The sequence below is a fragment of the Cellulosimicrobium sp. So1_17 genome, assembly GCF_055181235.1.
In genome coordinates, this window is sequence record NZ_CM143702.1 from 1,100,687 (window position 1) to 1,125,744 (window position 25,058).

General features: G+C 74.6%; 22 protein-coding genes. 9 read left to right on the top strand and 13 right to left on the bottom strand.

What is annotated here, in order from left to right:
- Positions 1 to 72: 72 nt before the first annotated feature.
- The gene (hflX, locus tag ACZCLJ_RS04960) at positions 73 to 1,620 is read right to left on the bottom strand and encodes a GTPase HflX (protein WP_251150717.1); all 1,548 of its coding nucleotides are present in this window, start codon (positions 1,618 to 1,620) and stop codon (positions 73 to 75) included.
- A 135-nt stretch (positions 1,621 to 1,755) separates the two neighbouring features.
- Here hflX and ACZCLJ_RS04965 point away from each other — a divergent pair, with 135 nt between their 5' ends.
- Entirely contained in the window at positions 1,756 to 2,412 is a 657-nt protein-coding gene (locus tag ACZCLJ_RS04965) for a class I SAM-dependent methyltransferase (RefSeq protein ID WP_463105661.1), read from the top strand.
- 17 nt (positions 2,413 to 2,429) lie between these two features.
- Here the strand turns inward: ACZCLJ_RS04965 and dapF are convergent, their stop codons facing one another.
- Genes dapF through ACZCLJ_RS04980 form a run of 3 tightly spaced genes read right to left on the bottom strand, consistent with a single transcriptional unit; the run spans position 2,430 to position 5,156 of the window.
- Positions 2,430 to 3,464, bottom strand: coding sequence for a diaminopimelate epimerase (dapF, locus tag ACZCLJ_RS04970; protein WP_463105662.1), 1,035 nt, complete (start codon positions 3,462 to 3,464; stop codon positions 2,430 to 2,432).
- Positions 3,461 to 4,489, bottom strand: coding sequence for a tRNA (adenosine(37)-N6)-dimethylallyltransferase MiaA (gene miaA, locus ACZCLJ_RS04975; protein ID WP_463105663.1), 1,029 nt, complete (start codon positions 4,487 to 4,489; stop codon positions 3,461 to 3,463). The genes dapF and miaA overlap by 4 nt, the downstream gene beginning before the upstream one ends.
- Positions 4,479 to 5,156, bottom strand: coding sequence for a hypothetical protein (locus tag ACZCLJ_RS04980; protein ID WP_463105664.1), 678 nt, complete (start codon positions 5,154 to 5,156; stop codon positions 4,479 to 4,481). The genes miaA and ACZCLJ_RS04980 overlap by 11 nt, the downstream gene beginning before the upstream one ends.
- A gap of 103 nt (positions 5,157 to 5,259) precedes the next feature.
- On the opposite strand from ACZCLJ_RS04980, the gene ACZCLJ_RS04985 reads away from it, so the two are divergent.
- Together ACZCLJ_RS04985 and ACZCLJ_RS04990 are read left to right on the top strand one after the other, a co-directional pair.
- On the top strand, positions 5,260 to 5,853 hold the full coding sequence (locus ACZCLJ_RS04985; protein WP_463105665.1) for a type III secretion system chaperone family protein: 594 nt from the start codon (positions 5,260 to 5,262) through the stop codon (positions 5,851 to 5,853).
- Positions 5,850 to 6,362 (top strand): type III secretion system chaperone family protein, encoded by a 513-nt coding sequence (locus ACZCLJ_RS04990; RefSeq protein ID WP_251150711.1) that lies wholly within the window; start codon positions 5,850 to 5,852, stop codon positions 6,360 to 6,362. Before ACZCLJ_RS04985 ends, ACZCLJ_RS04990 begins: the two co-directional genes overlap by 4 nt.
- A gap of 60 nt (positions 6,363 to 6,422) precedes the next feature.
- On the opposite strand, the gene miaB is transcribed toward ACZCLJ_RS04990, so the two are convergent.
- A complete protein-coding gene (gene miaB / locus ACZCLJ_RS04995) occupies positions 6,423 to 8,075 on the bottom strand; it encodes a tRNA (N6-isopentenyl adenosine(37)-C2)-methylthiotransferase MiaB (protein ID WP_463105666.1) in 1,653 nt (550 codons plus the stop codon).
- A gap of 143 nt (positions 8,076 to 8,218) precedes the next feature.
- Between miaB and ACZCLJ_RS05000 the strand changes: the two genes are divergently transcribed.
- The 4 genes from ACZCLJ_RS05000 to ACZCLJ_RS05015 all read left to right on the top strand — a co-directional run bounded on the left by ACZCLJ_RS05000 (position 8,219) and on the right by ACZCLJ_RS05015 (position 11,652).
- Positions 8,219 to 9,016 carry an amino acid ABC transporter ATP-binding protein gene (locus ACZCLJ_RS05000; RefSeq protein ID WP_463106359.1) on the top strand — a complete coding sequence of 266 codons (798 nt, stop codon included), beginning with the start codon at positions 8,219 to 8,221 and terminating at the stop codon, positions 9,014 to 9,016.
- Between the two features lie 79 nt (positions 9,017 to 9,095).
- Positions 9,096 to 9,968, top strand: a complete 873-nt coding sequence (locus ACZCLJ_RS05005) for a glutamate ABC transporter substrate-binding protein (protein ID WP_463105667.1) — start codon at positions 9,096 to 9,098, stop codon at positions 9,966 to 9,968.
- A gap of 95 nt (positions 9,969 to 10,063) precedes the next feature.
- On the top strand, positions 10,064 to 10,753 hold the full coding sequence (locus tag ACZCLJ_RS05010) for an amino acid ABC transporter permease (RefSeq protein ID WP_463105668.1): 690 nt from the start codon (positions 10,064 to 10,066) through the stop codon (positions 10,751 to 10,753).
- Positions 10,750 to 11,652: an amino acid ABC transporter permease gene (locus ACZCLJ_RS05015; RefSeq protein WP_251150707.1), complete on the top strand. Its 903-nt coding sequence runs from the start codon at positions 10,750 to 10,752 to the stop codon at positions 11,650 to 11,652. Before ACZCLJ_RS05010 ends, ACZCLJ_RS05015 begins: the two co-directional genes overlap by 4 nt.
- 137 nt (positions 11,653 to 11,789) lie before the next feature.
- On the opposite strand, the gene ACZCLJ_RS05020 is transcribed toward ACZCLJ_RS05015, so the two are convergent.
- The 5 genes from ACZCLJ_RS05020 to ACZCLJ_RS05040 all read right to left on the bottom strand — a co-directional run bounded on the left by ACZCLJ_RS05020 (position 11,790) and on the right by ACZCLJ_RS05040 (position 17,158).
- Entirely contained in the window at positions 11,790 to 12,257 is a 468-nt protein-coding gene (locus ACZCLJ_RS05020; RefSeq protein ID WP_463105669.1) for a regulatory protein RecX, read from the bottom strand.
- Between the two features lie 137 nt (positions 12,258 to 12,394).
- Positions 12,395 to 13,516 (bottom strand): recombinase RecA, encoded by a 1,122-nt coding sequence (recA, locus tag ACZCLJ_RS05025; RefSeq protein ID WP_251150705.1) that lies wholly within the window; start codon positions 13,514 to 13,516, stop codon positions 12,395 to 12,397.
- 211 nt (positions 13,517 to 13,727) lie between these two features.
- Positions 13,728 to 14,555, bottom strand: a complete 828-nt coding sequence (locus ACZCLJ_RS05030; protein WP_251150704.1) for an MBL fold metallo-hydrolase — start codon at positions 14,553 to 14,555, stop codon at positions 13,728 to 13,730.
- A complete protein-coding gene (locus ACZCLJ_RS05035) occupies positions 14,552 to 16,873 on the bottom strand; it encodes a phage holin family protein (protein ID WP_463105670.1) in 2,322 nt (773 codons plus the stop codon). The genes ACZCLJ_RS05030 and ACZCLJ_RS05035 overlap by 4 nt, the downstream gene beginning before the upstream one ends.
- Before the next feature lie 51 nt (positions 16,874 to 16,924).
- Positions 16,925 to 17,158 (bottom strand): DUF3046 domain-containing protein, encoded by a 234-nt coding sequence (locus tag ACZCLJ_RS05040; RefSeq protein WP_454044198.1) that lies wholly within the window; start codon positions 17,156 to 17,158, stop codon positions 16,925 to 16,927.
- A gap of 94 nt (positions 17,159 to 17,252) precedes the next feature.
- Here ACZCLJ_RS05040 and ACZCLJ_RS05045 point away from each other — a divergent pair, with 94 nt between their 5' ends.
- Both ACZCLJ_RS05045 and ACZCLJ_RS05050 read left to right on the top strand, forming a co-directional pair.
- Positions 17,253 to 22,259, top strand: a complete 5,007-nt coding sequence (locus ACZCLJ_RS05045; protein WP_463105671.1) for an Lhr family helicase — start codon at positions 17,253 to 17,255, stop codon at positions 22,257 to 22,259.
- Positions 22,260 to 22,271: 12 nt separating this feature from the next.
- On the top strand, positions 22,272 to 23,105 hold the full coding sequence (locus ACZCLJ_RS05050) for a DNA-formamidopyrimidine glycosylase family protein (protein ID WP_251150700.1): 834 nt from the start codon (positions 22,272 to 22,274) through the stop codon (positions 23,103 to 23,105).
- A gap of 36 nt (positions 23,106 to 23,141) precedes the next feature.
- On the opposite strand, the gene ACZCLJ_RS05055 is transcribed toward ACZCLJ_RS05050, so the two are convergent.
- The 3 genes from ACZCLJ_RS05055 to pgsA all read right to left on the bottom strand — a co-directional run bounded on the left by ACZCLJ_RS05055 (position 23,142) and on the right by pgsA (position 24,959).
- On the bottom strand, positions 23,142 to 23,483 hold the full coding sequence (locus ACZCLJ_RS05055; RefSeq protein WP_229244627.1) for a helix-turn-helix domain-containing protein: 342 nt from the start codon (positions 23,481 to 23,483) through the stop codon (positions 23,142 to 23,144).
- 343 nt (positions 23,484 to 23,826) lie between these two features.
- On the bottom strand, positions 23,827 to 24,342 hold the full coding sequence (locus ACZCLJ_RS05060; protein WP_251150699.1) for a CinA family protein: 516 nt from the start codon (positions 24,340 to 24,342) through the stop codon (positions 23,827 to 23,829).
- Positions 24,339 to 24,959 carry a CDP-diacylglycerol--glycerol-3-phosphate 3-phosphatidyltransferase gene (gene pgsA, locus ACZCLJ_RS05065; RefSeq protein WP_251150698.1) on the bottom strand — a complete coding sequence of 207 codons (621 nt, stop codon included), beginning with the start codon at positions 24,957 to 24,959 and terminating at the stop codon, positions 24,339 to 24,341. The genes ACZCLJ_RS05060 and pgsA overlap by 4 nt, the downstream gene beginning before the upstream one ends.
- Between the last annotated feature and the right edge of the window lie 99 nt (positions 24,960 to 25,058).

A 25,058-nucleotide genomic window follows, 5' to 3' on the forward strand; every position in this document is an offset into this window, starting at 1 on the left:
GACGCACGACGGCGCCGCGACGGCACGAAGGGTGCCGTGCGACGCCGTCGGCGGTGCGGCGCGAGGCGTCGCTCAGGCGCTCGCGACCGCCCCGGCGAGCTCGGCAGCGAGCGCCTCCGCGACGCGCCCGCGCAGGAGCGTGCCCTCGGGCGTGTGCTCCTCGTGGTCGATCTCGCCCTCGGTGTGCACGCGGTGCACGAGGTCGCCGCGGTTGTAGGGCACGACGACGTCGATCGTCACGTCGGGCCGCGGGAGCTCGTCCGCGATGAGCTGACGCAGCTCGTCGATCCCCGCGCCCGTGTGGGCCGACACGACGACCGTGCGGCGCTCGCGCCGCCGGATGCGGTCGACGACCTCCGGGTCGGCGACGTCGGCCTTGTTGAGCACGACGACCTCGAGGACGTCCTCGACGCCCGGGATGTCGGCGAGCACGTGCCGGACCGCGGCGATCTGGCCCTCGGGGTCCGGGTGCGACGCGTCGACGACGTGCAGCAGCAGGTCGGACTGGCCGACCTCCTCGAGCGTCGACCGGAACGCCTCGACGAGCTGGTGCGGGAGCGCGCGCACGAAGCCGACGGTGTCGGCGAGCGTGTACACGCGCCCGTCCTCGGTCCGGGTGCGCCGGACCGTCGGGTCCAGGGTCGCGAAGAGCGCGTTCTCGACGAGCACCCCCGCGCCCGTGAGCGCGTTGAGGAGGCTCGACTTGCCCGCGTTCGTGTAGCCCGCGATGGCGACCGAGGGGATCTCGTGGCGCTTGCGCGACGACCGCTTGGTCTCGCGGCCCGGGGCCATGGCCTGGATCTCCCGGCGCAGCTTGGCCATGCGGTTGCGGATGCGCCGCCGGTCCAGCTCGATCTTCGTCTCACCGGGACCGCGCGAGCCCATGCCCGCGCCGGCGCCGCCGACCTGGCCACCGGCCTGACGCGACATCGACTCGCCCCAGCCGCGCAGTCGCGGCAGGAGGTACTCGAGCTGGGCGAGCTCGACCTGGGCCTTGCCCTCCCGGGACTTGGCGTGCTGGGCGAAGATGTCGAGGATCAGCGCGGTCCGGTCGACGACCTTGACCTTGACGATGTCCTCGAGCGCGCGGCGCTGCGAGGGTGCGAGCTCGCCGTCGATCACGACGGTGTCGGCGCCGCTCGCGGCGACGACGTCGGCGAGCTCGGCGGCCTTGCCGGACCCGAGATAGGTGCCGGGGTCCGGCTTCGCGCGGCGCTGGATCACGCCGTCGAGCACCTGGGACCCGGCGGTCTCGGCGAGGGCGGCGAGCTCGCGCAGCGAGATCTCCGCGTCCTCCGCGCTCGACGCGGCGCCGTCCTCGTGCGCGTCACGGCTCGAGCTCCACAGCCCGACGAGCACGACCTTCTCGAGCCGCAGCTGCCGGTACTCGACCTCCGTGACGTCCTGGAGCTCGGTGGACAGGCCCGCGACGCGGCGCAGCGACGCGCGCTCCGCGAGGTCGAGCTGCTCGCCGTCGTGCTCCGCGTGGACCGTGCCGCCCTCGGCGCGCGCCGTCCCGGCCCGAGCGAGCACCCGCGCCACGACGTCGCTCGCGATGTCCCGCGTCGCGTCGGTCGGCTCTGGTCGGGCCGACGTGGGGTTCGCTGGGGTCTGGGTCATGTGCCGCCTTCCGGTCGGGGGTGGGTCGCGGGCGCGCTGTGCGCCCGTCGGTACAACAAGCGTGGCACGCGGAAACGTCCCGGTGCCAACGGATTCCACGGCGGGCGTCCGGCCGCCCCCGTAGGATCACGCCTCGTGAGCGACGAGCCGGACCACTACTTCACCGCGAACCCTGCCTCCGCGGCTGAGCGGCGCACCCTCGCCGTGCGCCTCGCCGGGAGGGACGTCGAGGTGGAGGTGGCGTCCGGGATCTTCTCTCCGGGCCGCCTCGACCTCGGCACGCAGGTGCTGCTGCGCACGGTCCCGCCGCTCGGCGACGTCCTCGCCGCGAGGTCGTCCGGCTCCGGGGCGCACGTGCTCGACCTCGGGTGCGGCTGGGGCCCGGTCGCGCTGACGATGGCCCTCGACGCGCCGGACGCCACGGTGTGGGCGGTGGACGTCAACGAGCGCGCGCTCGACCTCGTCCGGCGCAACGCGGAGCGGCTCGGCCTCACCGGCGTCCGGGCCGTCACGCCGGACGGCGTGCCCGACGACGTCGCGTTCGCCGCGCTGTGGTCGAACCCGCCGATCCGCGTGGGCAAGGAGGCCCTGCACGAGATGCTGCTGAGATGGCTGCCGCGGCTCGCGCCCGGGGCCGTCGCGCACCTCGTCGTGCAGCGCAACCTCGGGGCGGACTCGCTGCAGCGCTGGCTCGTCGAGCACCTCGAGCCCGTGCTGCCCGGCGCCGCGGTCGGGCGCGCCGCGAGCGCCAAGGGCTTCCGCGTCCTGGAGGTCACGGCTCCGGCCGGCTGACCGCGCCAGGTGGGCGCTCAGACGACGGCTGGTTCGTCGTCCGCGCCCGTCGCCGGGGCGTCGTGCGGCGCGTGGTCCGCAGTCTCCTGATCGGCGGCGGGCTGCCGGATGACCGCCCCGGGGATGCCGGACGCGGGGGGCTCGAGGAGCCGGTCGAGGTCCACCTCGCCGGAGTGGACGAGCTCGGCCGGTCCCGCGAGCTCGACGTGGTCGCCCGGGAGCGCCCGGACGCGCACGGTCCCGCCCGGGACGTCGACGAACCACGTGTCCGGGGCGTCGGGACCGCCCCAGACGCGCACCGCGAGGGCGGCGGCGCACGCCCCCGTCCCGCACGACGGCGTCTCCCCCACCCCGCGCTCGTGCACGCGCATGCGCACGTGCCCGACGACCGTGCCGTCCTCCTCGACCGTCTCGCCGAGCGGGACGACGAGCTCGACGTTCGTGCCGCGCGGCGGCACGGGTTCGACGACGGGGGCGCCCGTGAGGTCGGCGTCCGCGAGCAGGTCCTCGCGGGCGAGCGCGAGCACGGTGTGCGGGTTGCCCAGGTCGACGCTCAGCGCGGGGCGCGGGACCTCCCAGCCACGGACGACCACCGTCGCGTCGAAGCCCGCGCGCAGCGCGTCACGCCCGCCGGGCAGGAACCACGGCCCCATGTCGACCGCGTACCAGTCGCCCTCCTTGCGCACGCGCTTGACGCCCGCCCGGGTCCCGACGGGGACCTCCGTGCCGCCGGCGAAGCTCACGAGGCCCAGGCTCTCGGCGAACGCGGCGAAGACCCGCACGCCGTTCCCGCACATCTCCGCGACGGAGCCGTCGGCGTTGCGGTAGTCCATGAACCAGATCGCGTGCGGGTCCTGCGCGAGCACGTCGCGAGACTCGGGCACGAGCGCCGTGGGCACGAGCCGGATCACGCCGTCGCCCCCGATGCCGCCGCGACGGTCCGCGAGCGCGCGGACGAGCTCGGGCGTGAGGTCGAGCTCGCCTTTCGTGTCGGCGAGCAGCACGAAGTCGTTGCGGGTCCCGTGGCCCTTCGTGAACCGGGTGCGCGTCATGAGCCCAGACTACGGCGCACGGGCTCGCCCGTGTCCGCTTCGTCCGCGCCCCGGCGGCCCGCCGGGTGCCCACGGCCCGCGTCCGCCTCGGCGACGAGGGCGCGCGCGTCGTCGAGCAGGCGGGGCGACTGCGCGTCGAGCCAGTGCACGCGCGGGTCGCGCCCGAACCAGCCCATCTGCTTGCGCGCGAGGCGGCGCGTGTTGGCGGTGACGGCCTCGCGTGCCGCGGCCTCCGTCACCTCCCCGTGCAGGTGCGCCAGCACCTCCGCGTACCCGACCGCGCGTCGTGCGGTGCGCCCCATCCCGGCCGACTCGACGCGGCGCACCTCGTCGACGAGGCCGAGCTCCCACATGCGCTCGACCCGGCCCTCGACGCGGGCGTCGAGCACCGCACGGTCGCAGTCGAGACCGATCTGCAGCGTGGGGCGCACGTACTCCTGACGCGGGAGGTTCGCGGTGAACGGCTCGCCCGTGAGCTCGACGACCTCGAGCGCGCGCACGATCCGCCGCGTGTTCGCGGGGCCGATGCTCGCCGCCGCTGCGGGGTCGACCCGTGCCAGCTCGTCGTGCAGCACGCGTGTCCCCTCGCGCTCCGCGCGCTCCTCGAGCGCGGCGCGCACCGCAGGGTCGGTGCCGGGGAAGCGCATGTCGTCGAGGAGCGCGCGCACGTACAGCCCGGAACCTCCGACCACGACCGCACGTGCGCCGCGCCCGGCGATCTCGTCGAGCGCCGCCCGGGCCTCGTCCTGGTACCGCGCGACCGACGCGTCCTCCCTCGGGTCGAGCACGTCGAGGAGGTGGTGGCGCACGCCACGGCGCTCGGCCGCGGGGACCTTGGCGGTGCCGACGTCCATGCCGCGGTAGAGCTGGTAGGCGTCCGCGTTGACGATCTCGGCGGGTGCGCCCGGCGTACCGAGGCGCTGCGCGAGGTCGAGCGCGAGGTCCGACTTGCCGGTCGCGGTCGGGCCGACGACGGCGACGACGACCGGGCTCGACGACGTGCGCGTCACGTGCTCAGGGCTCACCCGCAGAACGGTACCGGTGCCCCGGCGCACCGACGGCGGTACCACCGAGCCCGACGGCGGGGTCGTGGTCCGGGACGGTGTCGTCGGCCGTGTCGAGGTAGCGGCGGACCGCGTAGCCGCGGTCGACGACCTCGTCGCGCAGCTCCGCCGACCGGACCGACCAGGCGCCGTCCACGAAGGCGTCGAGCACGACGGCGGTCGACGCCGACCGCGGGTCGTCCGCGACGACGACCGACGCACCCCGGGCACGGAGCTCGCGCCCGAGGTCGCGCGCACCGTCCGGCGTGACGTCCGGGCCGACCTCGACCACGTCCACCGCGCCCCGCACGCCGCACGCCCCGAGCGCGAGCAGCGCGACGGACGCCCCCACCCCCGCCCGCCGGACGGGCGGTTCCTGCGTCCCGGCCGGCTCTCCGGCGGGATCGACCCACGCACGATCGACCTCCGCGCGCCGCACGCCCGCGGCGGCGAGCGACGCGGCCGCAGGTCCGCGCACGACGCCGCCCCTGGGGACGGCGGCGATCACGACGACCGGAGCGACGCCCGCCGTCAGCTCGCGCAGCGCGGCGAGCGTCGCGGCGCGCACCTTCCGCAGGACGTCCGCGCGCCCCGCGGCCCCGGGGACCAGGAGCGGCGTGGCGGGCAGGACGACGGCGCGGGTGCTCACGCGACCCACGGTAGCGACCGGCGGGCCGCACCGAGACCGGTGGGACGGCCCGCGGTCCGGCACGAGCGCGACGGGACACGCCGTCGCCGAGTACGGTGGGACGGTGAGGTTCTTCGGCGAGCGTGACGACGACCGGCGGGAGGACGAGCCCGGCGGGATCTCCGACGACGCCGGGACGGGGCGGCTCGACGACGACGCGCTCCGCTCGCAGGTCGAGGACCTCCTGGCCAGGGAGCTCGGCCAGGTCGTGACCGCCGACGACCGGGCACCCTCGCCGCTCGCGCTCCCCCGGGTGGTCGAGTGGATCACCGACAGCGGATACAGCTACTTCATGGACTCCGACGGCGACGTCGGCGGCCTCTGGCACGGCCGTCTCTTCTACTTCCTGCTCTTCGGCAACCACGACGAGATCCTCCAGGTCCGCGGGCAGTGGAACCGGGACCTCGCGATCGAGCGCCTCGAGGAGGTGCTCGAGTTCTGCAACGAGTGGAACGCCGACCGCATCTGGCCCAAGACGTACACGCGGGTGCGCGACAACGGCATGATCCAGGTCTTCACCGAGGTCACCGTCGACCTCGAGCACGGCGTCACGGACGACCAGCTCGACCAGCTGCTGCAGTGCGGTCTGAGCACGGGCTCGATGTTCTTCGACGCGCTCGACGAGTTCTACCCGGACCCGGCGAGGCAGGCACCATGACGCAGTCGCGCACGGGCTGGTTCGCCCGCCTCTTCGGCAACCGCCGCCCGAAGTCCGCCGAGTCGATCCCGGCCGAGGCGGAGCGCCCGCGGCCGCTGTCGATGTCGCGCGTCGGGGACCACCTCACTCGTCGGGGTTACCACTTCCGGGTCGACGACGACGGCGACATCACCGGGACGTGGGACGGTCACCGGTTCTGGTTCCTCCTGCTCGGCGACCGCTCCGAGATCCTGCAGGTCCGCGGCCGGTGGTCCACGACCCTCCCCCTCGAGGCGCGGTTGGTCACGCTCCAGGCGGTGAACGACTGGAACCGCGAGCGCATCTGGCCGAAGGTCTACGTGCGCGAGGAGGCGGGCCGGCTCGGGGTGTACGCGGAGGTCTCGGTCGACCTCGAGCACGGCGCGACGGACGCCCAGCTCTCGCAGACCGTCTCGTGCGGCCTCGGGACCGCCGTGCAGCTCTTCCACGCGATCGGGGCGCAGCTGCCCCCGGGGACCGTCGAGGACTGAGCCGGGGCCGTCGGGCGTGGCCGGGTCCGCGGCTGGGACGACGCCGGTGCCCGTGGCCGGTCAGGCGCGGACGGTCGGCAGGCCGAGCGAGACCGGCCCCGACGGCGCGGCCGCCCCGCCGTGCCCGTGGTCGTCCTCGACGCCGCCGAGGCGCGCGCGCTCCCGCGTCGCCCACGCGTCGCCCGAGCGCGTGCGCCGGACGGCGAACGCGCCCCCCGCGAGCGCCGAGTCGGCGATGAGGTGGTGGGGTGCCGAGCGCGTGATCTCCACGGTGACGACGTCGCCCGGCCGCGGCAGGTGCGCGTCGGGCACCTCGGCGAGGCGCGGGTCGATCACCTCGGGCGCGTCGCCGGGCTGCGCGACGGCGGGCGGCGAGACCACGGCGTCGGGCACCCCGACGCCCGCCGGGAGAGCGAGGTGCACGAGGCGGTTGTCCGGCGCGCGGCCGGTGAGACGGTGCGTCGCACCGTCCTTGCGCCCCGGACCCTCGGTGACGAGCACGTCGACCGTGCGGCCGACCTGGCGTGCCGACTCCTCGCCGGCGACCCGCTCCTGGAGCGCCTGGAGGCGCTCGAAGCGCTCCTGGACGACGGCCTTCGGCAGCTGACCGTCCATCGTGGCGGCGGGCGTCCCGGGGCGGGGCGAGTACTGGAAGATGAAGGCCGACGCGAACCGCGACGCCTCCACGACGCGCATCGTCTCCGCGAAGTCCTCCTCGGTCTCCCCCGGGAAGCCGACGATGATGTCGGTCGTGATCGCGGCGTCGGGCATGACGGCGCGCACGCGGTCGAGGATGCCGAGGAAGCGCTCCGAGCGGTAGGAGCGACGCATCGCCCGCAGCACGCGGTCCGACCCGGACTGGAGCGGCATGTGCAGCTGCGGCATGACGTTCGGGGTCTCGGCCATCGCCGCGATCACGTCGTCGGTGAAGGCGGCGGGGTGCGGCGACGTGAAGCGCACGCGCTCGAGGCCCTCGACCGTCCCGCAGGCGCGCAAGAGCTTGGCGAACGCGCCGCGGTCGCCGAACTCGACGCCGTAGCTGTTGACGTTCTGGCCGAGCAGCGTGACCTCGATCGCGCCCGCGTCGACGAGCGCCCCGACCTCGGCGAGCACCTCGCCCGGGCGACGGTCGCGCTCCTTGCCGCGCAGGTGGGGGACGATGCAGAACGTGCACGTGTTGTTGCAGCCGACGCTGATCGACACCCAGCCGGCGTAGACCGACTCCCGCCTGGTGGGCAGCGTCGACGGGAAGACCTGGAGCGACTCCGCGATCTCGACCTGTGCCGCCTCGTTGTGGCGCGCGCGCTCGAGCAGCACCGGGAGCGCGTCGAGGTTGTGCGTGCCGAACACGACGTCGACCCACGGCGCCTTGTCGACGATCGTCCCGCGGTCCTTCTGCGCGAGGCAGCCGCCGACGGCGATCTGCATGCCCGGGCGCTGCGCCTTGACCGAGGCGAGCTGGCCGAGGTTGCCGTACAGGCGGGTCGCCGCGTTCTCACGTACCGCGCACGTGTTGATGACCACGACGTCGGCGCGGTTCGCCGCCTCGTCCGCCCCGCTGGCGCGCGTGTACCCGGCCTGCTCGAGCATCCCGGCCATGTGCTCGGAGTCGTGGACGTTCATCTGGCAGCCGAGCGTGCGCACGACGTACGTGCGGGGGCCGCCGTCGGGGGTGTCGGCGGTCGGGAGCGGGGCGGGGGCGATCGTGGACATCACCGTCCAGGGTACGGCGCGGCCACCGGTGTTACGGAACTGTTGCCTGACTGTTGCGCGATTCGGTGGCGGTGGCAACAGTTGCCCCCTATGTTCGAAAAATGGTCGATGACTCCCCCCTGCCGTCCGACGAGCCGTCCGACATGCCGACCGGCCTGCCGTCGGACGCTGCCGTGACCGCCCGACCGGCGGACGAGGCCCTGGGCGACCCGCTGGTCGAGCTGCACGACGTCAACAAGCACTTCGGCGAGCTGCACGTCCTGCAGGACATCAACCTCACGGTCCGCCGCGGCGAGGTGCTCGTGGTCATCGGCCCGTCCGGGTCCGGCAAGTCGACGCTGTGCCGGGCGATCAACCGACTCGAGACGATCGACGACGGCGAGATCCGGATCGACGGCGTGCCGCTGCCCGAGGAGGGCAAGGCGCTCGCCCGGCTGCGTGCCGACGTCGGCATGGTGTTCCAGTCGTTCAACCTCTTCGCGCACAAGACGATCCTCGACAACGTCACCCTGGGCCCGGTCAAGGTCCGCGGCGAGCGGTCGAAGGACGCCAAGGAGCGCGCCCTCGCCCTGCTCGACCGCGTCGGGGTGAAGAACCAGGCGCAGAAGATGCCGGCCCAGCTCTCGGGCGGGCAGCAGCAGCGCGTCGCGATCGCCCGCGCGCTCGCGATGCGTCCGAAGGTCATGCTCTTCGACGAGCCCACGTCGGCGCTCGACCCGGAGATGATCAACGAGGTCCTCGACGTCATGGTCGCCCTCGCGAAGGAGGGCATGACGATGATCGTCGTCACGCACGAGATGGGGTTCGCGCGCAAGGCCGCGAACCGCGTCGTGTTCATGGCCGACGGCCAGATCGTCGAGGAGGCGCACCCGGAGGAGTTCTTCACCGCGCCGAAGAGCGACCGCGCGAAGGACTTCCTCTCGAAGATCCTCACCCACTGAGTTCCGACCGACCCCACATCCGGGCGTCCGCACGAGGCACACCTCGGCGGGCGGCCACCACTCACGAAGGGTACGAACCATGCGCACACGACACGCAGGTGCTGCCGTCCTCGCCGCACTCACCGCCCTCACGCTCGCCGCGTGCGGCGGCGACCCCGACGAGATCGGCGCCGACAGCACGACCACGAACCCCGAGCAGACCGAGGGCGGTGGCGGCGGCGACTCGATCACCATCGGCATCAAGTTCGACCAGCCCGGCCTCGGCTACCAGGACGGCAGCGAGTACACCGGCTTCGACGTCGACGTCGCGACCTACGTCGCGGAGAAGCTGGGCTACTCGGCGGACCAGATCGAGTGGGTCGAGGCGCCGTCCGCCCAGCGCGAGACCATGCTGCAGACCGGCCAGGCCGACATGATCTTCGCGACGTACTCGATCACCGACGAGCGGAAGGAGACGGTCGCGTTCGGCGGACCGTACTTCGTCGCCGGGCAGGACCTCCTCGTCGCCGAGGACAACACGGACATCACCGGGCCCGAGGCGCTCGAGGGCAAGAACCTGTGCTCGGTCACGGGCTCGACGTCCGCGCAGCGCATCAAGGACGAGTACGCCGCGGGCGTCCAGCTCCTCGAGCGCCCGGGCTACGCCGAGTGCGTCACGGCGCTCACGGCCGGCCAGGTCGACGCCGTCACCACCGACGACATCATCCTCGCCGGCCTCGCGGCCCAGCCCGCGAACCAGGGCAAGGTGAAGGTGGTCGGCGCGCCGTTCTCGACCGAGCGCTACGGTGTCGGCCTCCCGCAGGACAACGACATGTGCGAGGACATCAACGCGGCCATCGAGGAGATGATCGAGGACGGTTCCTGGGAGGAGGCCGTCACGGCCAACACCGAGGGCACCGGGTACACGCCGAACTCGAGCGAGAACCCGCCGACGGTCGACGCCTGCGCCTGACCCGGCCCGAGGGGAGCGGCGCGCGCGGCGCGCCGCTCCCCTCGACCGTCCATCGCGGCCACCGCCGCACCACCTTCCCGGAGGTCTGACGCACCGTGGGTGACTCCCTCTCCCAGTTCGGCGAGCTCTTCGCCCAGTACGACGTGGTCGGCGCGTTCTGGGTGAACATCCAGCTGACGTTCTGGGCCGCGATCCTCTCGCTGGTCCTCGGCACGCTCCTGGCCCTCATGCGGATCTCGCCGGTCCCGAGCCTGCGCTGGGCCGGGACGGCCTACGTCAACGTGCTCCGCAACACGCCGCTCACCGTGATCATGACGTTCATGGTCCTCGGTGTGTGGACGCAGCTGCAGATCAGCCTCTCGGACGACTTCGCGACGAACTTCTTCCGCTTCGCGGTCATCGGCCTGACGGTCTACCACGCGGCCTTCGTGTGCGAGTCGATCCGCAGCGGCGTCAACACCGTCCCGATCGGGCAGGCCGAGGCGGCGCGGGCGATCGGCCTGTCGTTCCTCCCGGCAGCCCGCCTGATCATCCTGCCGCAGGCGTTCCGCGGCGCGATCGCCCCCCTCGGCAACACGCTCATCGCGCTGCTGAAGAACTCGACCGTCGCCGCCGCAGCCAGCGTCACGACGGAGACGTCGAGCCTCATGCGCACGATGATCGAGTTCAACTCGAGCTACATCTACATCATCTTCCTCACGTTCGCGATCGGCTACGTCATCCTCGTCATCCCGATCGGCCTGCTCACGACGTCCCTCTCGACCCGACTGGCGGTGCGCCGATGAGCTCGCAGCAGTCCATCCTCTTCGACGCGCCCGGCCCCCGGGCGCGTCGCAACATCCTGATCGGCAACGTCGTCGGCGCCGTCGTCGTGCTCGGCCTCGCCGCACTCGTCCTGCTCGAGCTCGAGCGCAAGGGTCAGCTCTCCTGGGACCTGTGGGGACCGGTGTTCACCGCGAGCGCGTGGGAGGACTACTTCATCCCCGGCCTGCGGAACACGCTCCGCGCCGCCGCGTTCGCGATCGCCGGCGCGATCGTCTTCGGACTGGTCCTCGGCTCCGGCCGGCTGTCCCACCTGAAGCCCGTGCGCTGGGTGAGCGGAATCGTCGTGGAGTTCTTCCGCGCCGTGCCGGTGCTCCTGCTGATGATCTTCTTCTGGTTGCTGCTCGGCCTCAACCAGGTGGACCAGCCGTCGTTCCTCGCCGTCGTCATCGCCCTGGTGCTGTACAACGGCTCCGTCATCGCCGAGCTGGTCCGCTCGGGCGTCGGCAACCTGCCGAAGGGGCAGTTCGAGGCGGGGATGGCGATCGGCCTGAGCCGCGGGCAGACGCTGCGCTCGATCCAGCTCCCGCAGGCGCTCATCGCGATGCTCCCGGCCCTCGTGTCCCAGCTCGTCGTCGTGCTCAAGGACACGGCCCTCGGGCAGATCATCGTCTACAACGAGCTGCTGCGTGCCGCGCAGATCTTCGGCAACGGCAACGGCAACAACCTGCAGACGCTCACCGTCGCGGCCGTCATCTTCATCGTCATCAACTGGCTGCTCACGACCGCCGCGCAGTACCTCTCCCGGTTCCTCAAGGGACGCACGTCCGGTGCGACGACAGCTGGCCCCGGTATCGGCAACCCGACCGTCACGGCAGGAGGCGGAGCGGTCCCGGACGGGGCCGCGACCACCGCGCGCTGATCCTCGACGGGCGATCCGGGCACTCCCGGACCGCCCGTCACGTCACCCGGAGGACAGTGGCCTCGCGCTGCCTCCTGCGGTCCAGCGCCCCTGCCCGGCGGACGGGTGGCCTCGGTCGGGTGCGCCGACGGGAGCTCTCACCCGTCCAGGTCGCACCCTTCCGCGGCGGCGACCTCCTCGTCGAGCGCGCGCTGGACGATCTCGAACGCGAGGCCCGGCGAGTAGCCCTTCCGGGCGAGTGCCCCGACGGCGCGCCGGATCCGCACGTCGCGATCGAGCCCGGCCGTCCGGCGCAGCCGGGACCGGGCGAGGTCGCGTGCGGCCTCGGCCTCGGAGTCGTCGTCGACCTGCTCGAGGGCCGTCGCCGAGGTGTCCTCGTCGATCCCCCGACGGCGCAGCTCCTGGGAGATCGCCCGGCGTGACAGCCCGCGCTCGGAGTGCCTCGTCCGCACGAGCATCTCGGCGTACTGGGCGTCATCGACGAGACCGACCTCCTCGTACCGGTCGAGGAGCGGCAGCACGACGTGCTCCGGGTATCCCTTGCGCGCGAGCGCCTGCGCGAGCTCCGCGCGGCTCTTGGGCGCCGCTGTGAGCATCCGCAGCACCGTCTCGCGTGCGCGCTCGGTCAGCTCGGCATCGGTGATCTCACCGTTCTCGACCAGCTCGTGCAGCGACGGGCGCGAGCGCCGCGCGGGGCCCTTGTCCCCCGCGCGACGCTCGCGTGCCCGCTGGCGTTCGCCCGTCAGAACGGCTTCTTCGCCTTGGCCGCGGCAGCCGGAGCCTTGGCTGCGGCGGGTGCCGCCGACTCGGTCGACAGCGCCGGGGCGGCCGTGACGGCCGCGCCGGTGTCGGCGGGCGCGTCGACGCGCGGCCCGACGCCGAGCTTTTCCTTGATCTTCTTCTCGAGCTCGTTCGACAGGTCCGGGTTGTCGCGCAGGAACGACCGCGCGTTCTCCTTGCCCTGGCCGAGCTGGTCCCCGCCGTAGGTGAACCACGAGCCCGACTTGCGCACGAAGCCGTGCTCCACGCCCATGTCGATGAGGCCGCCCTCGCGGGAGATGCCGACGCCGTAGAGGATGTCGAACTCCGCCTGCTTGAACGGCGGCGCCATCTTGTTCTTCACGACCTTGACGCGCGTGCGGTTGCCGACCGCGTCCGTCCCCTCCTTGAGGGTCTCGATCCGGCGGATGTCGAGGCGGACCGACGCGTAGAACTTCAGCGCCTTGCCACCGGTCGTCGTCTCGGGCGAGCCGAAGAAGACACCGATCTTCTCGCGGAGCTGGTTGATGAAGATCGCCGTGGTGCCGGACGAGCTGAGGGCACCGGTGAGCTTGCGCAGCGCCTGCGACATGAGGCGGGCCTGGAGTCCGACGTGGCTGTCGCCCATCTCTCCCTCGATCTCGGCCTTGGGCACGAGCGCCGCGACCGAGTCGATGACGATGATGTCGAGCGCGCCGGACCGGATGAGCATGTCCGTGATCTCGAGCGCCTGCTCTCCCGTGTCCGGCTGGGACACGAGCAGCGCGTCGGTGTCGACACCGAGCTTCTTCGCGTACTCCGGGTCGAGCGCGTGCTCGGCGTCGATGAACGCGGCGATACCGCCGGCACGCTGCGCGCTCGCGACGGCGTGCAGCGCGACGGTCGTCTTGCCGGAGGACTCCGGGCCGTAGATCTCGACGACACGGCCGCGCGGCAGTCCGCCGATGCCGAGCGCCACGTCCAGCGCGATGGAGCCGGTCGGGATCACGTCGACGGGCGCGCGCCCCTCGTCCCCGAGGCGCATCACGGAGTTCTTGCCGAAGCTCCGGTCGATCTGGGCGAGGGCTGCCTCGAGCGCCTTCTCGCGGTCTGCAGGTGCGGGCATGTCGGTCACCTTCGGTCGTGTTCCGTCGTCGTCGTGCCCGACAGTACGGGGAGCCACCGACACCGTGTGCCGGCGGTGCTCCGACCTGTGGATCACCGTGACGGTCCCGCTGCGGTCCGCGCCCCGGCGGGCACCTGTGCACAACTCTAGCCGAACAGGTGTTCGACCAGCGCATCGCCACCGGCGTGTCGCCGGCACGCCCCGGACCGCGTCACGGACGGCGGGGCATCTCCCAGGACTCGCCCGGCTGCAGGACGACGACCTGCGTCGAGGGCGCCTCGCGGTGCGCCGCCGCCTCGAACGCCGCGCCCGCGTGGTCCATCCACCCGCGTGGCAGGTCGCGGCCACCCGGCGCGTGGAGCGTCCCCCAGTGGACCGGCACGGCGACGCGGACGCCGACCTCCGCGCACACGCGCGCCGCCTGCGCCGGGCCCAGGTGCCCTCCCGACAGCCGGGGACCCCAGCCGGAGACCGGGACGAGCGCGACGTCGACCGGGCCGCCCGCGAGCGCCGGCAGCCGGGCCATGCCCGCGAAGTGCTCGGTGTCGCCGACGGCCCAGACCCGTGCCGCGCCGTCGGGACCTCCGCCCGGCTCGGCGTCCGGCGCCGGGCCGACCCGCACGAGGTGACCGCTCACGGCGTTGGGCCGGTGCGGCATCGGCCGATGGCCGTGGACGGCGGGCGCGAGACGGACCGCGACGCCGGCCCGGACGTCGCCCACGGGGTGCCACGCGTCCTCGAGACCGACCCCGCGCAGACCGCGCGCCCGGAGCCAGCGCGCGTTCGCCGGCGCCGTGAGGACCGGCGCTCCGGGCAGCAGGCGCAGCGAGCGGAGCTCGGCGTGGTCGTGGTGCAGGTGGGACAGGAGCACCGCGTCGGCGTCGCGCCAGGCCGGCGCGGGCCGCTCCCCGCGCCGGCGCAGCAGACCCGCGTGGCGGTGCAGCAGCGGGTCGGTGACGAGGCGGACCCGCCCGCCCTGCGGACCCGCGACGTCGAGCACGACCGTGGAGTGGCCGAGCCACGTCAGGCTCAGGATCACGGGCTCGTCTCCCCCGGCCGACGGGGGTGCCGCGGCGGGACGTCCCGCCGCCCGGCGCCCACGGCTCCCCCGACGTCGGCGCCCTCGTCGTCGGCGGCCTCGCGGGTGGCCGCCGGGCGGTGCCCAGCGGTCGGTCGTCGTGGACGCACCCCGAGCTCCTCCAACCGCGCGACGAGGCACCGGTGGACGGCCTCCGCCCCGACGAGCACGCGCTCGCCGTCGACGTCCTCCAGGTCCTCGTCCGGGACGACGAGGCCCGCCGGGTGGACGAGCACCGCGAGGTTCTGCGCCCCGCCCAGGCCGCCGTGCGATCCGACGAGCCCCTCGAACGCGTGCACCATGCCGACGTCGTCGACGCTCGAGACGAGCACGAGGTCTCCCGCGTCGTCGAGCCGCGCCACGCGCAGCAGGTCGGCCGCCGCGCGGGCGCCGTACGGCGCGAGCGGGTCGAGGCCCTCGACGTCGCCCGTCCGCAGGTCGTGCGAGCCGGCGATGCCCCGTGCGACGAGCGTCGGCGTCCCCGCGCCGTCCGTCCCGTGCGTCACGACGACGCCGACGGCCGGGTTCGCGAGCAGGCCCGGGACGAGCGCCGGCCAGCGGTCGTCCACCTCCGCGGCCGTGAGGCGGCGCGGCTCACGGCAGAACCACACCATGCCCAGGTTCCCGGAGCCGACGACGGCGACCTCGGGCAGCTCGGGCAGCCCGGGCTCCTCAGCCGCCCCCTCGCCGTCCGTCCGCTCCGCACGGTCGGGGCCGACCATCATCCGCCCTGGTCCGTCGTCACGGCGCAGCGCGTTGAGCGCGGTGTTCGCCGGACCCCACTCCTCGCTGTCCGGCGCCGTCGCGCGGCGACGACCGTCGACCCTGCCCTCGCCCTCGGCGCCCACGACGCCGGCCCCCCGCCCGCCCGCGAGCGCCATCAGTCGTCGGACCTCCGCGAGGAACGAGCGCCCGACGACCTGCTCGAACGTCGCGCCGAGGGACTGCCCGTGGTCCGACAGCACGACGATCTCGTACCGCCGCGGCGCGAGCGCCGCGACCTGCTCCCACAGGCCGAGGACGCCGTCGAGCCCTTCGAGCGCGCGCATCGACTCGGGCCGCAGGGGCCCGGCGTGGTGCGCGATCTCGTCGTAGTCGACCAGGTCGACGCACACGACCGGCGCGCCGCGGACGAGCTGCTCGGCGACGAGCGTCGTGTTGAGGTCGCGCAGCACGACGTTCGTCCCCGCACGCAGCACCGGGTACCAGCCGAGCCGCGACACCCGCGGCTCGACGCGCCGCACGGCCTGCTGCCACCCCTGGTAGAGCTCCTTGAGGAGCTCGCCCACCGCGACCACGACCGCGCGCACCAGCACGAACGGGCTGGAGAAGAAGCGGACGAACATCTGGCCCGGACCGAGCCCGGACGACGCGCGGCTCATGACGAGCAGGCTCGTCGCGGCGTCGCCGGAGAACATCGTCGAGACGGCCACCCCGCCGCCGGCGAGCAGGCCCTCTCCGTCGCTCGTGCGCTCCTCGACCAGCGCCGCGTCGGCCGGTCGGTTCGTCACGACCAGCCGGCCGAGCTCGCGCGACCACCACCGGAACGCCGGCACGTGCTCGGTCGAGCCGTGCAGGAGCCCGATCGTGCTGGCCGGGGTCGTGGCCGGGACGCGCGCCCACCAGGTCGAGAGGCGGTGCGTGCCGTCGCCGAGCCAGCGGGCGAGCGTCGGGGCCAGCCCCGCCTGCAGGGCGTAGTCGAGCGTGGGGCGCGCGACACCGTCGAGCATGACGACGAGCAGACCTGCCGGGCGCTCGTCGGTGCCGTCGGTGCCGTCGGAGGCCGCCCCGTCGGTCCCGCGGAGCGGCACCCCGGGGCGTCCCGACAGTCCTGCGCTGCGCCGCGCCCGCCGGACGAGGTCCCCGAGGACGTACTCGTTGTCGCTCGCGCCGACGAGCCAGCGGCCGACCGCCATGACGAAGCCGGCCAGGAGGAGGACGGCGATCGCGTCGGGCCACGTCGCGATGCGGAAGCCGGGCAGGAGGGTCAGCGCGGCCCAGACGACGAGCACCTGGGCGACGAGGCCCGACACGAGGGCGCCCACCACGCCGAGCCGTCGGGCGACCACGCGGAGCGGCGGCCGCAGCAGGACGTCACCGACCCCGACGACGAGCGACGCCAGGAGGAGAGCCGCGACGTTGGAGACCTCGACCCCGGGCACGACGGCGACCGCGACGCCCAGCCCCGCCGCGGTCGAGACCAGGGACCAGAGGGCGCCTCGTACGTCCGCGGCCGTCACGCGCCACGGCCGTGCGCGACCCCGGGCTGCGACCGTCATGAGGTCATCATGCGCGAGCCGGTCCAGGACTGCGCGGCGGCTCGTGCCCGCTCAGCGAGCCGGCGGTGCCTGCCGGTGCTCGTCACGGCCCCACCGCCGGGCGTCCGGCACGTCGAGCGCGTCGCACAGCGCGTGCCAGACGACGCGGGGCTCCACGCCGTCGTCGATCGCCTGGGCCGCCGTGCGGTTCTCGAGCGCGGTGAGGACCTGGTCGCTCGCGAGGGTGCGCCCGTAGGCGTCGCCGAAGACCTCGTCGACCAGCTCCCAGAACTCGCGGTAGCGCACGGGACCAGCCTGCCATGCGCGGAGGACGCCGCGGTCCCGGCGACCGAGAGGCAGGGCGCGAGCGCGTGTGGGTGGTCGCGGCGAGAATGGCGGCGTGACCTCCGACCCCGCCGAGCCGCTCGCGCGCTTCGCCGCGCCGACGCGCGCGTGGTTCGCGGGCGCGTTCGAGGCCCCGACGGCCGCCCAGGCCGGTGCGTGGGACGCCGTCTCCGGTGACCGGCACGCCCTCGTCGTGGCGCCCACGGGCTCCGGCAAGACGCTCGCCGCCTTCCTGTGGTCGCTCGACCGGATCATGACGACGCCCCTCCCCGAGCGCGAGCAGCGGTGCCGCGTCCTGTACGTCTCGCCGCTCAAGGCGCTCGCGGCCGACGTCGAGCGCAACCTGCGCTCCCCGCTCGCGGGCATCCGCCAGGCCGCCGTGCGGCTGGGCCAGGACGTGCCGGACGTCGTCGTGGGCACGCGCACGGGCGACACCCCGGCCACGGAGCGACGTCGGCTCGCGACGCACCCGCCCGACATCCTCATCACGACGCCCGAGTCGCTGTTCCTCGTGCTGACCTCCCAGGCGCGCGCGGGTCTGGTCGGGGTCGAGACCGTGATCGTCGACGAGATCCACGCCGTGGCGGGCACGAAGCGCGGCGCCCACCTCGCCGTCTCGCTCGAGCGCCTCGACGCACTCCTCGCGGCGCACGAGCGACCGCCGGCCCAGCGCGTGGGCCTGTCGGCGACGGTGCGGCCTGTCGAGGCCGTCGCGACGTTCCTCGCGGGGCACCGCTCCGAGGCCGACGGCGGGCGCGAGGTCGTCGTCGTCCAGCCGCCCTCGACCAAGCGGATCGACGTCGACGTCGTGGTCCCCGTCCCGGACCTCGCGGACCTCTCGGCGCCCACGGCCCGGTCCGGTGCCACGGGTGGTCTGCCGGGGTTCCCCGAGGTCCCGCCGGGTCCGCCGGATCCTCCGGGTGGTCCGGGCCCGGGAGCGACCGGGAGCGCCGCGCCCGGCGGCCTGCCGGGTCTCGTCCCGCTGCCGCCCGGGGAGCGCGACCTCTCCGGTCCGGCCACCTCGCGGCCCGGCGGGTCCGACGCCGCCCGTCCGCCCCGACCCTCGGTGTGGCCGCACGTCGAGGAGCGCGTCGTCGACCTCGTCGCCGCGCACCGGTCCACGCTCGTCTTCACCAACTCGCGGCGCGGCGCCGAGCGCCTCACGGCCCGGATGAACGAGCTGTGGGCCGAGCGGCAGGGCGAGGACGTGCTCGACCCCGGCACGGTGACCGCCGCACAGGTCCAGGCCCAGTCGGGCGCGAGCTCGGGGATCGAGCCCGTGATCGCCCGGGCGCACCACGGGTCGATGAGCCGCGCCGAGCGCACCCGCACGGAGACCGAGCTCAAGGACGGCCGGCTGCCCGCGGTCGTCGCGACGTCGAGCCTCGAGCTCGGCATCGACATGGGCGCCGTCGACCTCGTGGTCCAGGTGGGCGCGCCGCCGTCGGTCGCGTCCGGGCTGCAGCGCATCGGTCGCGCCGGCCACCAGGTGGGCGCGGTCTCGCACGGCGTCGTCTTCCCGACCCACCGCGGCGACCTCGTCCCCTCCGCGGTGGTCGCCGAGCGCATGCGCACGGGCGGCATCGAGGAGCTGCACGTCCTGTCGAACCCGCTCGACGTGCTCGCCCAGCAGGTCGTGGCGATGGTCGCGGTCGACGCGTGGACCGTGGACGAGGTCGCCGCGCTCGTGCGCCGCAGCGCGCCGTACGCCCACCTGGGGGACGCGTCGCTGCACGCCGTGCTCGACATGCTCGCGGGTCGCTACCCGAGCGAGGACTTCGGCGAGCTCCGCGCCCGCATCGTGTGGGACCGCGCGTCGGGCCGCCTCACCGGGCGCCCGGGCGCGCTGCGTCTCGCCGCGACGAGCGGCGGGACCATCCCCGACCGCGGTCTCTACGGCGTGTTCCTCGCGACCGGGGCCGACGCGACCACCACGCCGGACGCGGACGGCGAGACGGCGGGGCGCGGCCGGGCCCCGCGCGGGGGCAAGCGCGTGGGCGAGCTCGACGAGGAGATGGTCTACGAGTCGCGCGTCGGCGACACGTTCACCCTCGGGTCGAGCACGTGGCGCATCGAGGACATCACCCCCGACCAGGTCCTCGTGACGCCCGCGCCGGGCATCCCCGGGCGCCTGCCGTTCTGGAAGGGCGACTCCCCCGGGCGCCCCGCCGAGCTCGGGCGGGCGCTCGGCGCGTGGGTGCGCGAGACCGACGCCCTCGTGGCGACCGACGGCGAGGCCGCCCGGTCGCGCCTCGCGGACGCCGGCCTGGACACGTGGGCCTCCGACAACCTCGTCGCGTACCTCGACGAGCAGCGGGCCGCGACGGGCCGCGTGCCCGACGACCGCACCGTCGTCGTCGAGCGGTTCCGCGACGAGCTCGGCGACTGGCGCGTCGTGGTGCACTCGCCGTACGGCGCGAAGGTGCACGCGCCGTGGGCGCTCGTGCTCGCCGCGCGGCTGCGCGAGCGCTACGGCGTCGACGCCGCGGCGATGCACGCCGACGACGGCATCGTGCTGCGCCTGCCCGACGCGGGCGACTCGTGGCTCGACGCGGCGCCGGGCACGGGCGGGGACGACGACCGGTCGCGCAGCGAGACCCCGGTGCCCGTCGAGGACCTCCTGCTCGACCCGGACGACGTGCTGGACGCGGTGCGCTCCGAGCTCGGGGGGTCGGTCATGTTCGCGTCGCGCTTCCGCGAGGCCGCGGCCCGCGCGCTGCTCCTGCCGCGGCGCCGGCCCGACCGGCGCCAGCCGCTGTGGCAGCAGCGCCAGCGCTCTGCGCAGCTGCTCTCGGTCGCGTCGCAGTACCCGGAGTTCCCCATCGTCCTCGAGGCGGCGCGCGAGTGCCTCCAGGACGACTTCGACGTCGCCGCGCTCACCGGGCTCATGCGGGACCTCGAGCAGGGACGGGTCCGGCTCGTCGAGGTGACCACGCCGACCCCGTCCCCGTTCGCCCAGTCGCTCCTGTTCGGCTACACCGCCCAGTTCCTCTACGACGGCGACGCCCCGCTCGCCGAGCGCCGCGCGGCCGCGCTCTCCCTCGACCCGACGCTGCTCGCCGAGCTGCTCGGCGGTGACGGCGTGAGCGCGCAGCTCGCGGACCTCCTCGACCCGGCCGCGATCGAGCGGACGGAGGCCGAGCTCGGCGCGCTCGCGCCCGAGCGGCAGGCGCGGCACGCGGAGGACCTGTGGGACGTGCTGCGCCGGCTCGGGCCGCTCACGCACGACGAGCTCGCGGCGCGCACGCGCGAGGACGTGCGGGCCGACGTCGCAGACTGGCTCGGAGAGCTCGAGGCGACCCGTCGCGTGATCGCCGTCCGGCTCGCCGGGGTCCCCGACGAGCGCGCCCGGCAGTGGGCCGTCGTCGAGGACGCCGGACGGCTGCGCGACGCGCTCGGCGTCGCCCTGCCCGTCGGCATCCCCGAGGTGTTCACCGAACCGGTCCCCGACCCGCTCGGCGACCTCGTGCGCCGCCACGCGCGCACGCGGGGGCCGTTCTCCGCGCACGACCTCGCGGCACGACTCGGCCTCGGCGTCGCCGTCGTGGTGCACGCGCTCGAGCGCCTCGAGGCCGCGCGCCTCGTCGTGCGCGGGCGGCTGCGCCCCGAGTCGCTCGGCGGCACGGGCGACGACTGGTGCGACGCCGAGGTGCTGCGCGTGCTGCGCCGCCGCTCGCTCGCCGCCCTGCGCGCGGAGGTCGAGCCGGTCCCGTCGGAGACGCTCGGCGTGTTCCTGCCCCGCTGGCAGGGTCTCGGCCAGCACCGCGGCACGGACGGCGTGCTGCGCGTCGTCGAGCAGCTGTCCGGGGCGGCCGTGCCGGCGTCGGCGCTCGAGACCCTCGTGCTGCCGGCGCGGGTGCGCGACTACACCCCGACGATGCTCGACGAGCTGACCACGGCAGGCGAGGTCGTGTGGTGCGGCCACGCACCGCTGCCGGGGTCGGGCGGCGGTGACGGGCTCGTGAGCGTGCACCTCGCGGAGTGGGCGCCGCTCACCCTGCCCGACGGAGGACCGGTGCCCGACGCCCCGCTCGCGCAGTCGCTGCTCGACCTTCTCCGCGGCTCCGGGGGCTACTTCCTGCCCGTGCTCGCCGAGCGGGCGGGGGCCGAGGTGGGACCGACGCTCGACGCGCTGTGGGAGCTCGTCTGGTCGGGCCACGTCACGAACGACGGGTTCGGGGCGCTGCGCTCGCGGCTCGGCAGCGCGGGAGGCGCGCACCGGGCCCCGCGTGCGCCGGCGCGCGCCCGACCGATGGCCCGCTCGCGCTTCGCCGGGCTGGGCCCGCCCGCAGGCTCCCGGTCGCCCGAGTCCACGCTGCGCGGCGGCGGGGGCCGCTGGTCTGCTCTCCCGGACCGCGAGGCGGACCCCACGAGGCGCGCCCACGCCCTCGCCCGCGTGCTGCTCGACCGTCACGGCGTGCTGACGCGAGCCGTCGCACCCGCCGAGGGCGTGGCGGGGTCGTTCCGGAACGTGTACCGCGTGCTCACCGAGCTCGAGGCGACGGGCGCAGCACGGCGGGGCTACTTCGTCGAGCACCTGGGCGGCTCCCAGTTCGCACTGCCCGGGGCGGTCGACCAGCTCCGCACGGACGGCCTCGACCGCGAGCGCGCGATCGAGTCGGCGCCCGGCGTCACGGCACCCGGTGCCGGCACCCGGCCGGGCACGCTCCTCCTCGCAGCGACCGACCCGGCCAACCCCTACGGCGCGGCGCTCGCGTGGCCGTCGCGACCGGGAGCGGGCGAGGACGGGGCGAGCGGGCACCGGCCTGGTCGCAAGGCCGGCGCCGTCGTCGTGCTGAGCGAGGGAGACCTCGCCCTCTACGTCGAGCGTGGCGGGCGATCGGTGCTGTCCTTCGTCGAGGGCCCCCGGCTCGCCGACGCGTGCGCCGCGCTCGTCGACGCCGTCCGTGCAGGGCGTCTCGGCAAGGTCGTCGTGCAGCGCATCGACGGCGTGGAGGCCCTGGCCGGCGCGGGGACGTCGCGCACCCCGGCGGACGAGGCGGCGCGCGCACTGCTCGACGCGGGCTTCCGCGCGACGCCGCGCGGCCTCAGGGCGGCGTGAGAGGAGGCGCGCGTGCCCGAGGGTGACGTCGTGCGCCTCACGGCGACACGGCTCGACGAGGCGCTCACCGGACGCGTGATCGTCCGGTCGGAGCTGCGGTGGCCGAGCGCGGCGGAGCACGACCTCGTGGGCCGGACGGTGACGTCCGTCGTGCCGTACGGCAAGCACCTGCTCACGCGGTTCGACGACGGCTGGTCGCTGCACACCCACCTGCGGATGGAGGGCGAGTGGCACGTCGCGCGCACCGGCACGTCGGCGGCGCGCGGTGCTGGTCCGACCGTGCGCGTCGTCCTCGCGAACGCCTGGTGGACAGCCCTCGGTGTGCGCATCGGCATGCTCCACGTGCTCCGCACGGCGGACGAGCACAGGATCGTCGGATCCCTCGGACCCGACGTGCTCGCCGACGACTTCCCCGAACGGGGCGTCCACGACGCCGTCGAGCGCCTCCTGGCCGACGACGCCGTCGGGGGCGGTGGCCCTCGCCACCGCCCGGAGAGGGGCGCGACCGGCGTCCCCGTGGCGGAGGCACTGCTCGACCAGCACCTGGTCGCCGGGCTCGGCACCATCTGGACCGCGGAGCCGCTGTACGCCCTGAGGATCTGGCCGTGGACGCCCGTGCGTGAGGTACCCGACCTCACCGGGCTCCTGCTCACCGCGCGCCGCCTGGTGCAGCACAGCGTCCAGAACGGGTTCTCTCGCGGTGCGGGCTACGTCCGGCACGTCCACGGACGAGAAGGACGGGCGTGCCACCGGTGCGGCACGCCCGTCGAGGTCGGTCGGGCGAACGAGCCGCCCTACGACCGGCCGATCTTCTACTGCCCGTGCTGCCAGAGCCCGAACGGCTGAGCTCGATCGCCCACCCGACGCCGGGCAGGCCTGCTGTCAGCCGACCGGCTGCAGGTCCTCGCGGCGCGTCGTCCCCTCGGGGTGCTGGCGCCCGAGCACGGCCGTCGCGAAGTCGGCCGGGATAGTGTCCGGGATGAGCAGCCCCTCGGCGACGGCGACGCGGTCGCTGACCTCGCGCAGCACGAGCGACAGCGGGACGTCGAGCGCCTCGCAGATCGACCCGAGCAGCTCGGACGACGCTTCCTTCTGGCCGCGCTCGACCTCGCTCAGGTATCCGAGCGAGACACGTGCGGCGGAGGACACCTCGCGCAGGGTGCGCCCCTGTCGCTGGCGAGCGTCTCGCAGCACGTCCCCGATCTCACGTCGAAGAACAATCATCTGGTGGCCCCCTTCCGTGTCCCGTGCGCCCCCGGGAGCCGGCCGGGCTCCCACCTGGGTGCGCGAACTGTTGGTGCTCGTACGTACCCCGCGTGCGGGGGTCGTCCTACCGTACCCCGCTCGCTGCCCGCTCACGTCCCCGGCCCGGGTGCCGGGACGCCCCGTGGAGGAGGCGTCCGGACGGCCGACGGGTCGACTGGCGGTCCTGTTCGCGATCACGTGCTGTGCAACGCGCCGGTGCGGGGTGTTGTTCCCGCTCGGACGCGTGCTTCCGGCCCGCCTGCGCGGGATTCACCGTCCCTCCACGCCGCGCGCGCAGGAGCCGCCGTGGGCGGGCAGGATTTCACCCGCGCGAGGCTCGGCCTCGGACGTCGGCCCTGCTGCCCGCGCTCTCCTCGACGACCCGCAGCGCGAGCTCGAGGGCTGCGGTCCTGGCTGCGCGCCGCACCTCGCCACGGTCGCCCGTCTCCTGCAACGTCCGGACGGCCCCGCCCGCCGGCGTCCGCACGGCCACGTGCACGAGGCCCGGCGGGTGGCCGTCCTGCGGGTCGGGTCCTGCGACGCCGGTCGTCGCCACGCCGACGTCGGCACCGAGGGCCGTCCGCACGCCCGCGGCCATCTGCGTCGCGACGTCCGGGTCGACGGCGCCGCGGCGGGCCAGGAGCCCGGCGTCGACGCCCAGGACCGATGCCTTGACGTCGGTCGCGTACGCGACGACTCCGCCGCGCAGGACGCGCGACGCACCCGGCACGTCGACGATCGCCGCCGCGACGAGCCCGCCGGTGAGCGACTCGGCCGTCGCGACCGTCCATCCCCGCGCCTCGAGCGCGGCGAGCAGCCGCTCGGCCGCCCCGGTCACCGGACGGTCGCCGGCCCCTGGCCCGCGGCGGCTCGCGCGCTGCGGATCGCGTCGCGGCGCAGGCGCCAGCCCTGGTACGCGTACTCGACGCCCGTGACCACGGTGACCACGATCGCGGCCCCGAGCACGATCCACGCGACCACCCCGATCCAGGTCGGCAGGTGCGCGAGGGGCAGGAGGAAGAGCGTGATCGCGACCGACTGGAGGACCGTCTTGAGCTTCCCGCCGCGCGACGCGGGCATGACCGCGTACTTGAGCACCGCGAGGCGCATGACCGTGATGCCGAGCTCGCGCGCGAGGACGACGACCGGCACCCACCAGGGCAGCTCGCCGAGCGGCCATGCGAGCAGGACGAGCGCCGTGCCGATGAGGAGCTTGTCCGCGATGGGGTCGAGCAGCTTTCCGAGGTCGGTCACGAGCTCGTAGCGCCGCGCGAGATACCCGTCGAGGCGGTCCGACGCCGCGGCAAGGACGAAGATCCCCGTCGCGACGAGCCGCCACGTCACGGAGTCTCCGCCGTCGACGAGGAGCGCCCACGCGAAGACGGGGACGAGGAGGATCCGGACCATCGTGACGAAGTTCGCGGAGTTCCACGGTGAGGGGACGGCTGTGACCACGAACCCAGCCTAGGGGCTGCCGGGCGGTCGGCCGACTGCGGTACGCTCCCGGCCTCGTCACACCACCGACGCCGCGGGACAGGACGGCCGACACGCGTC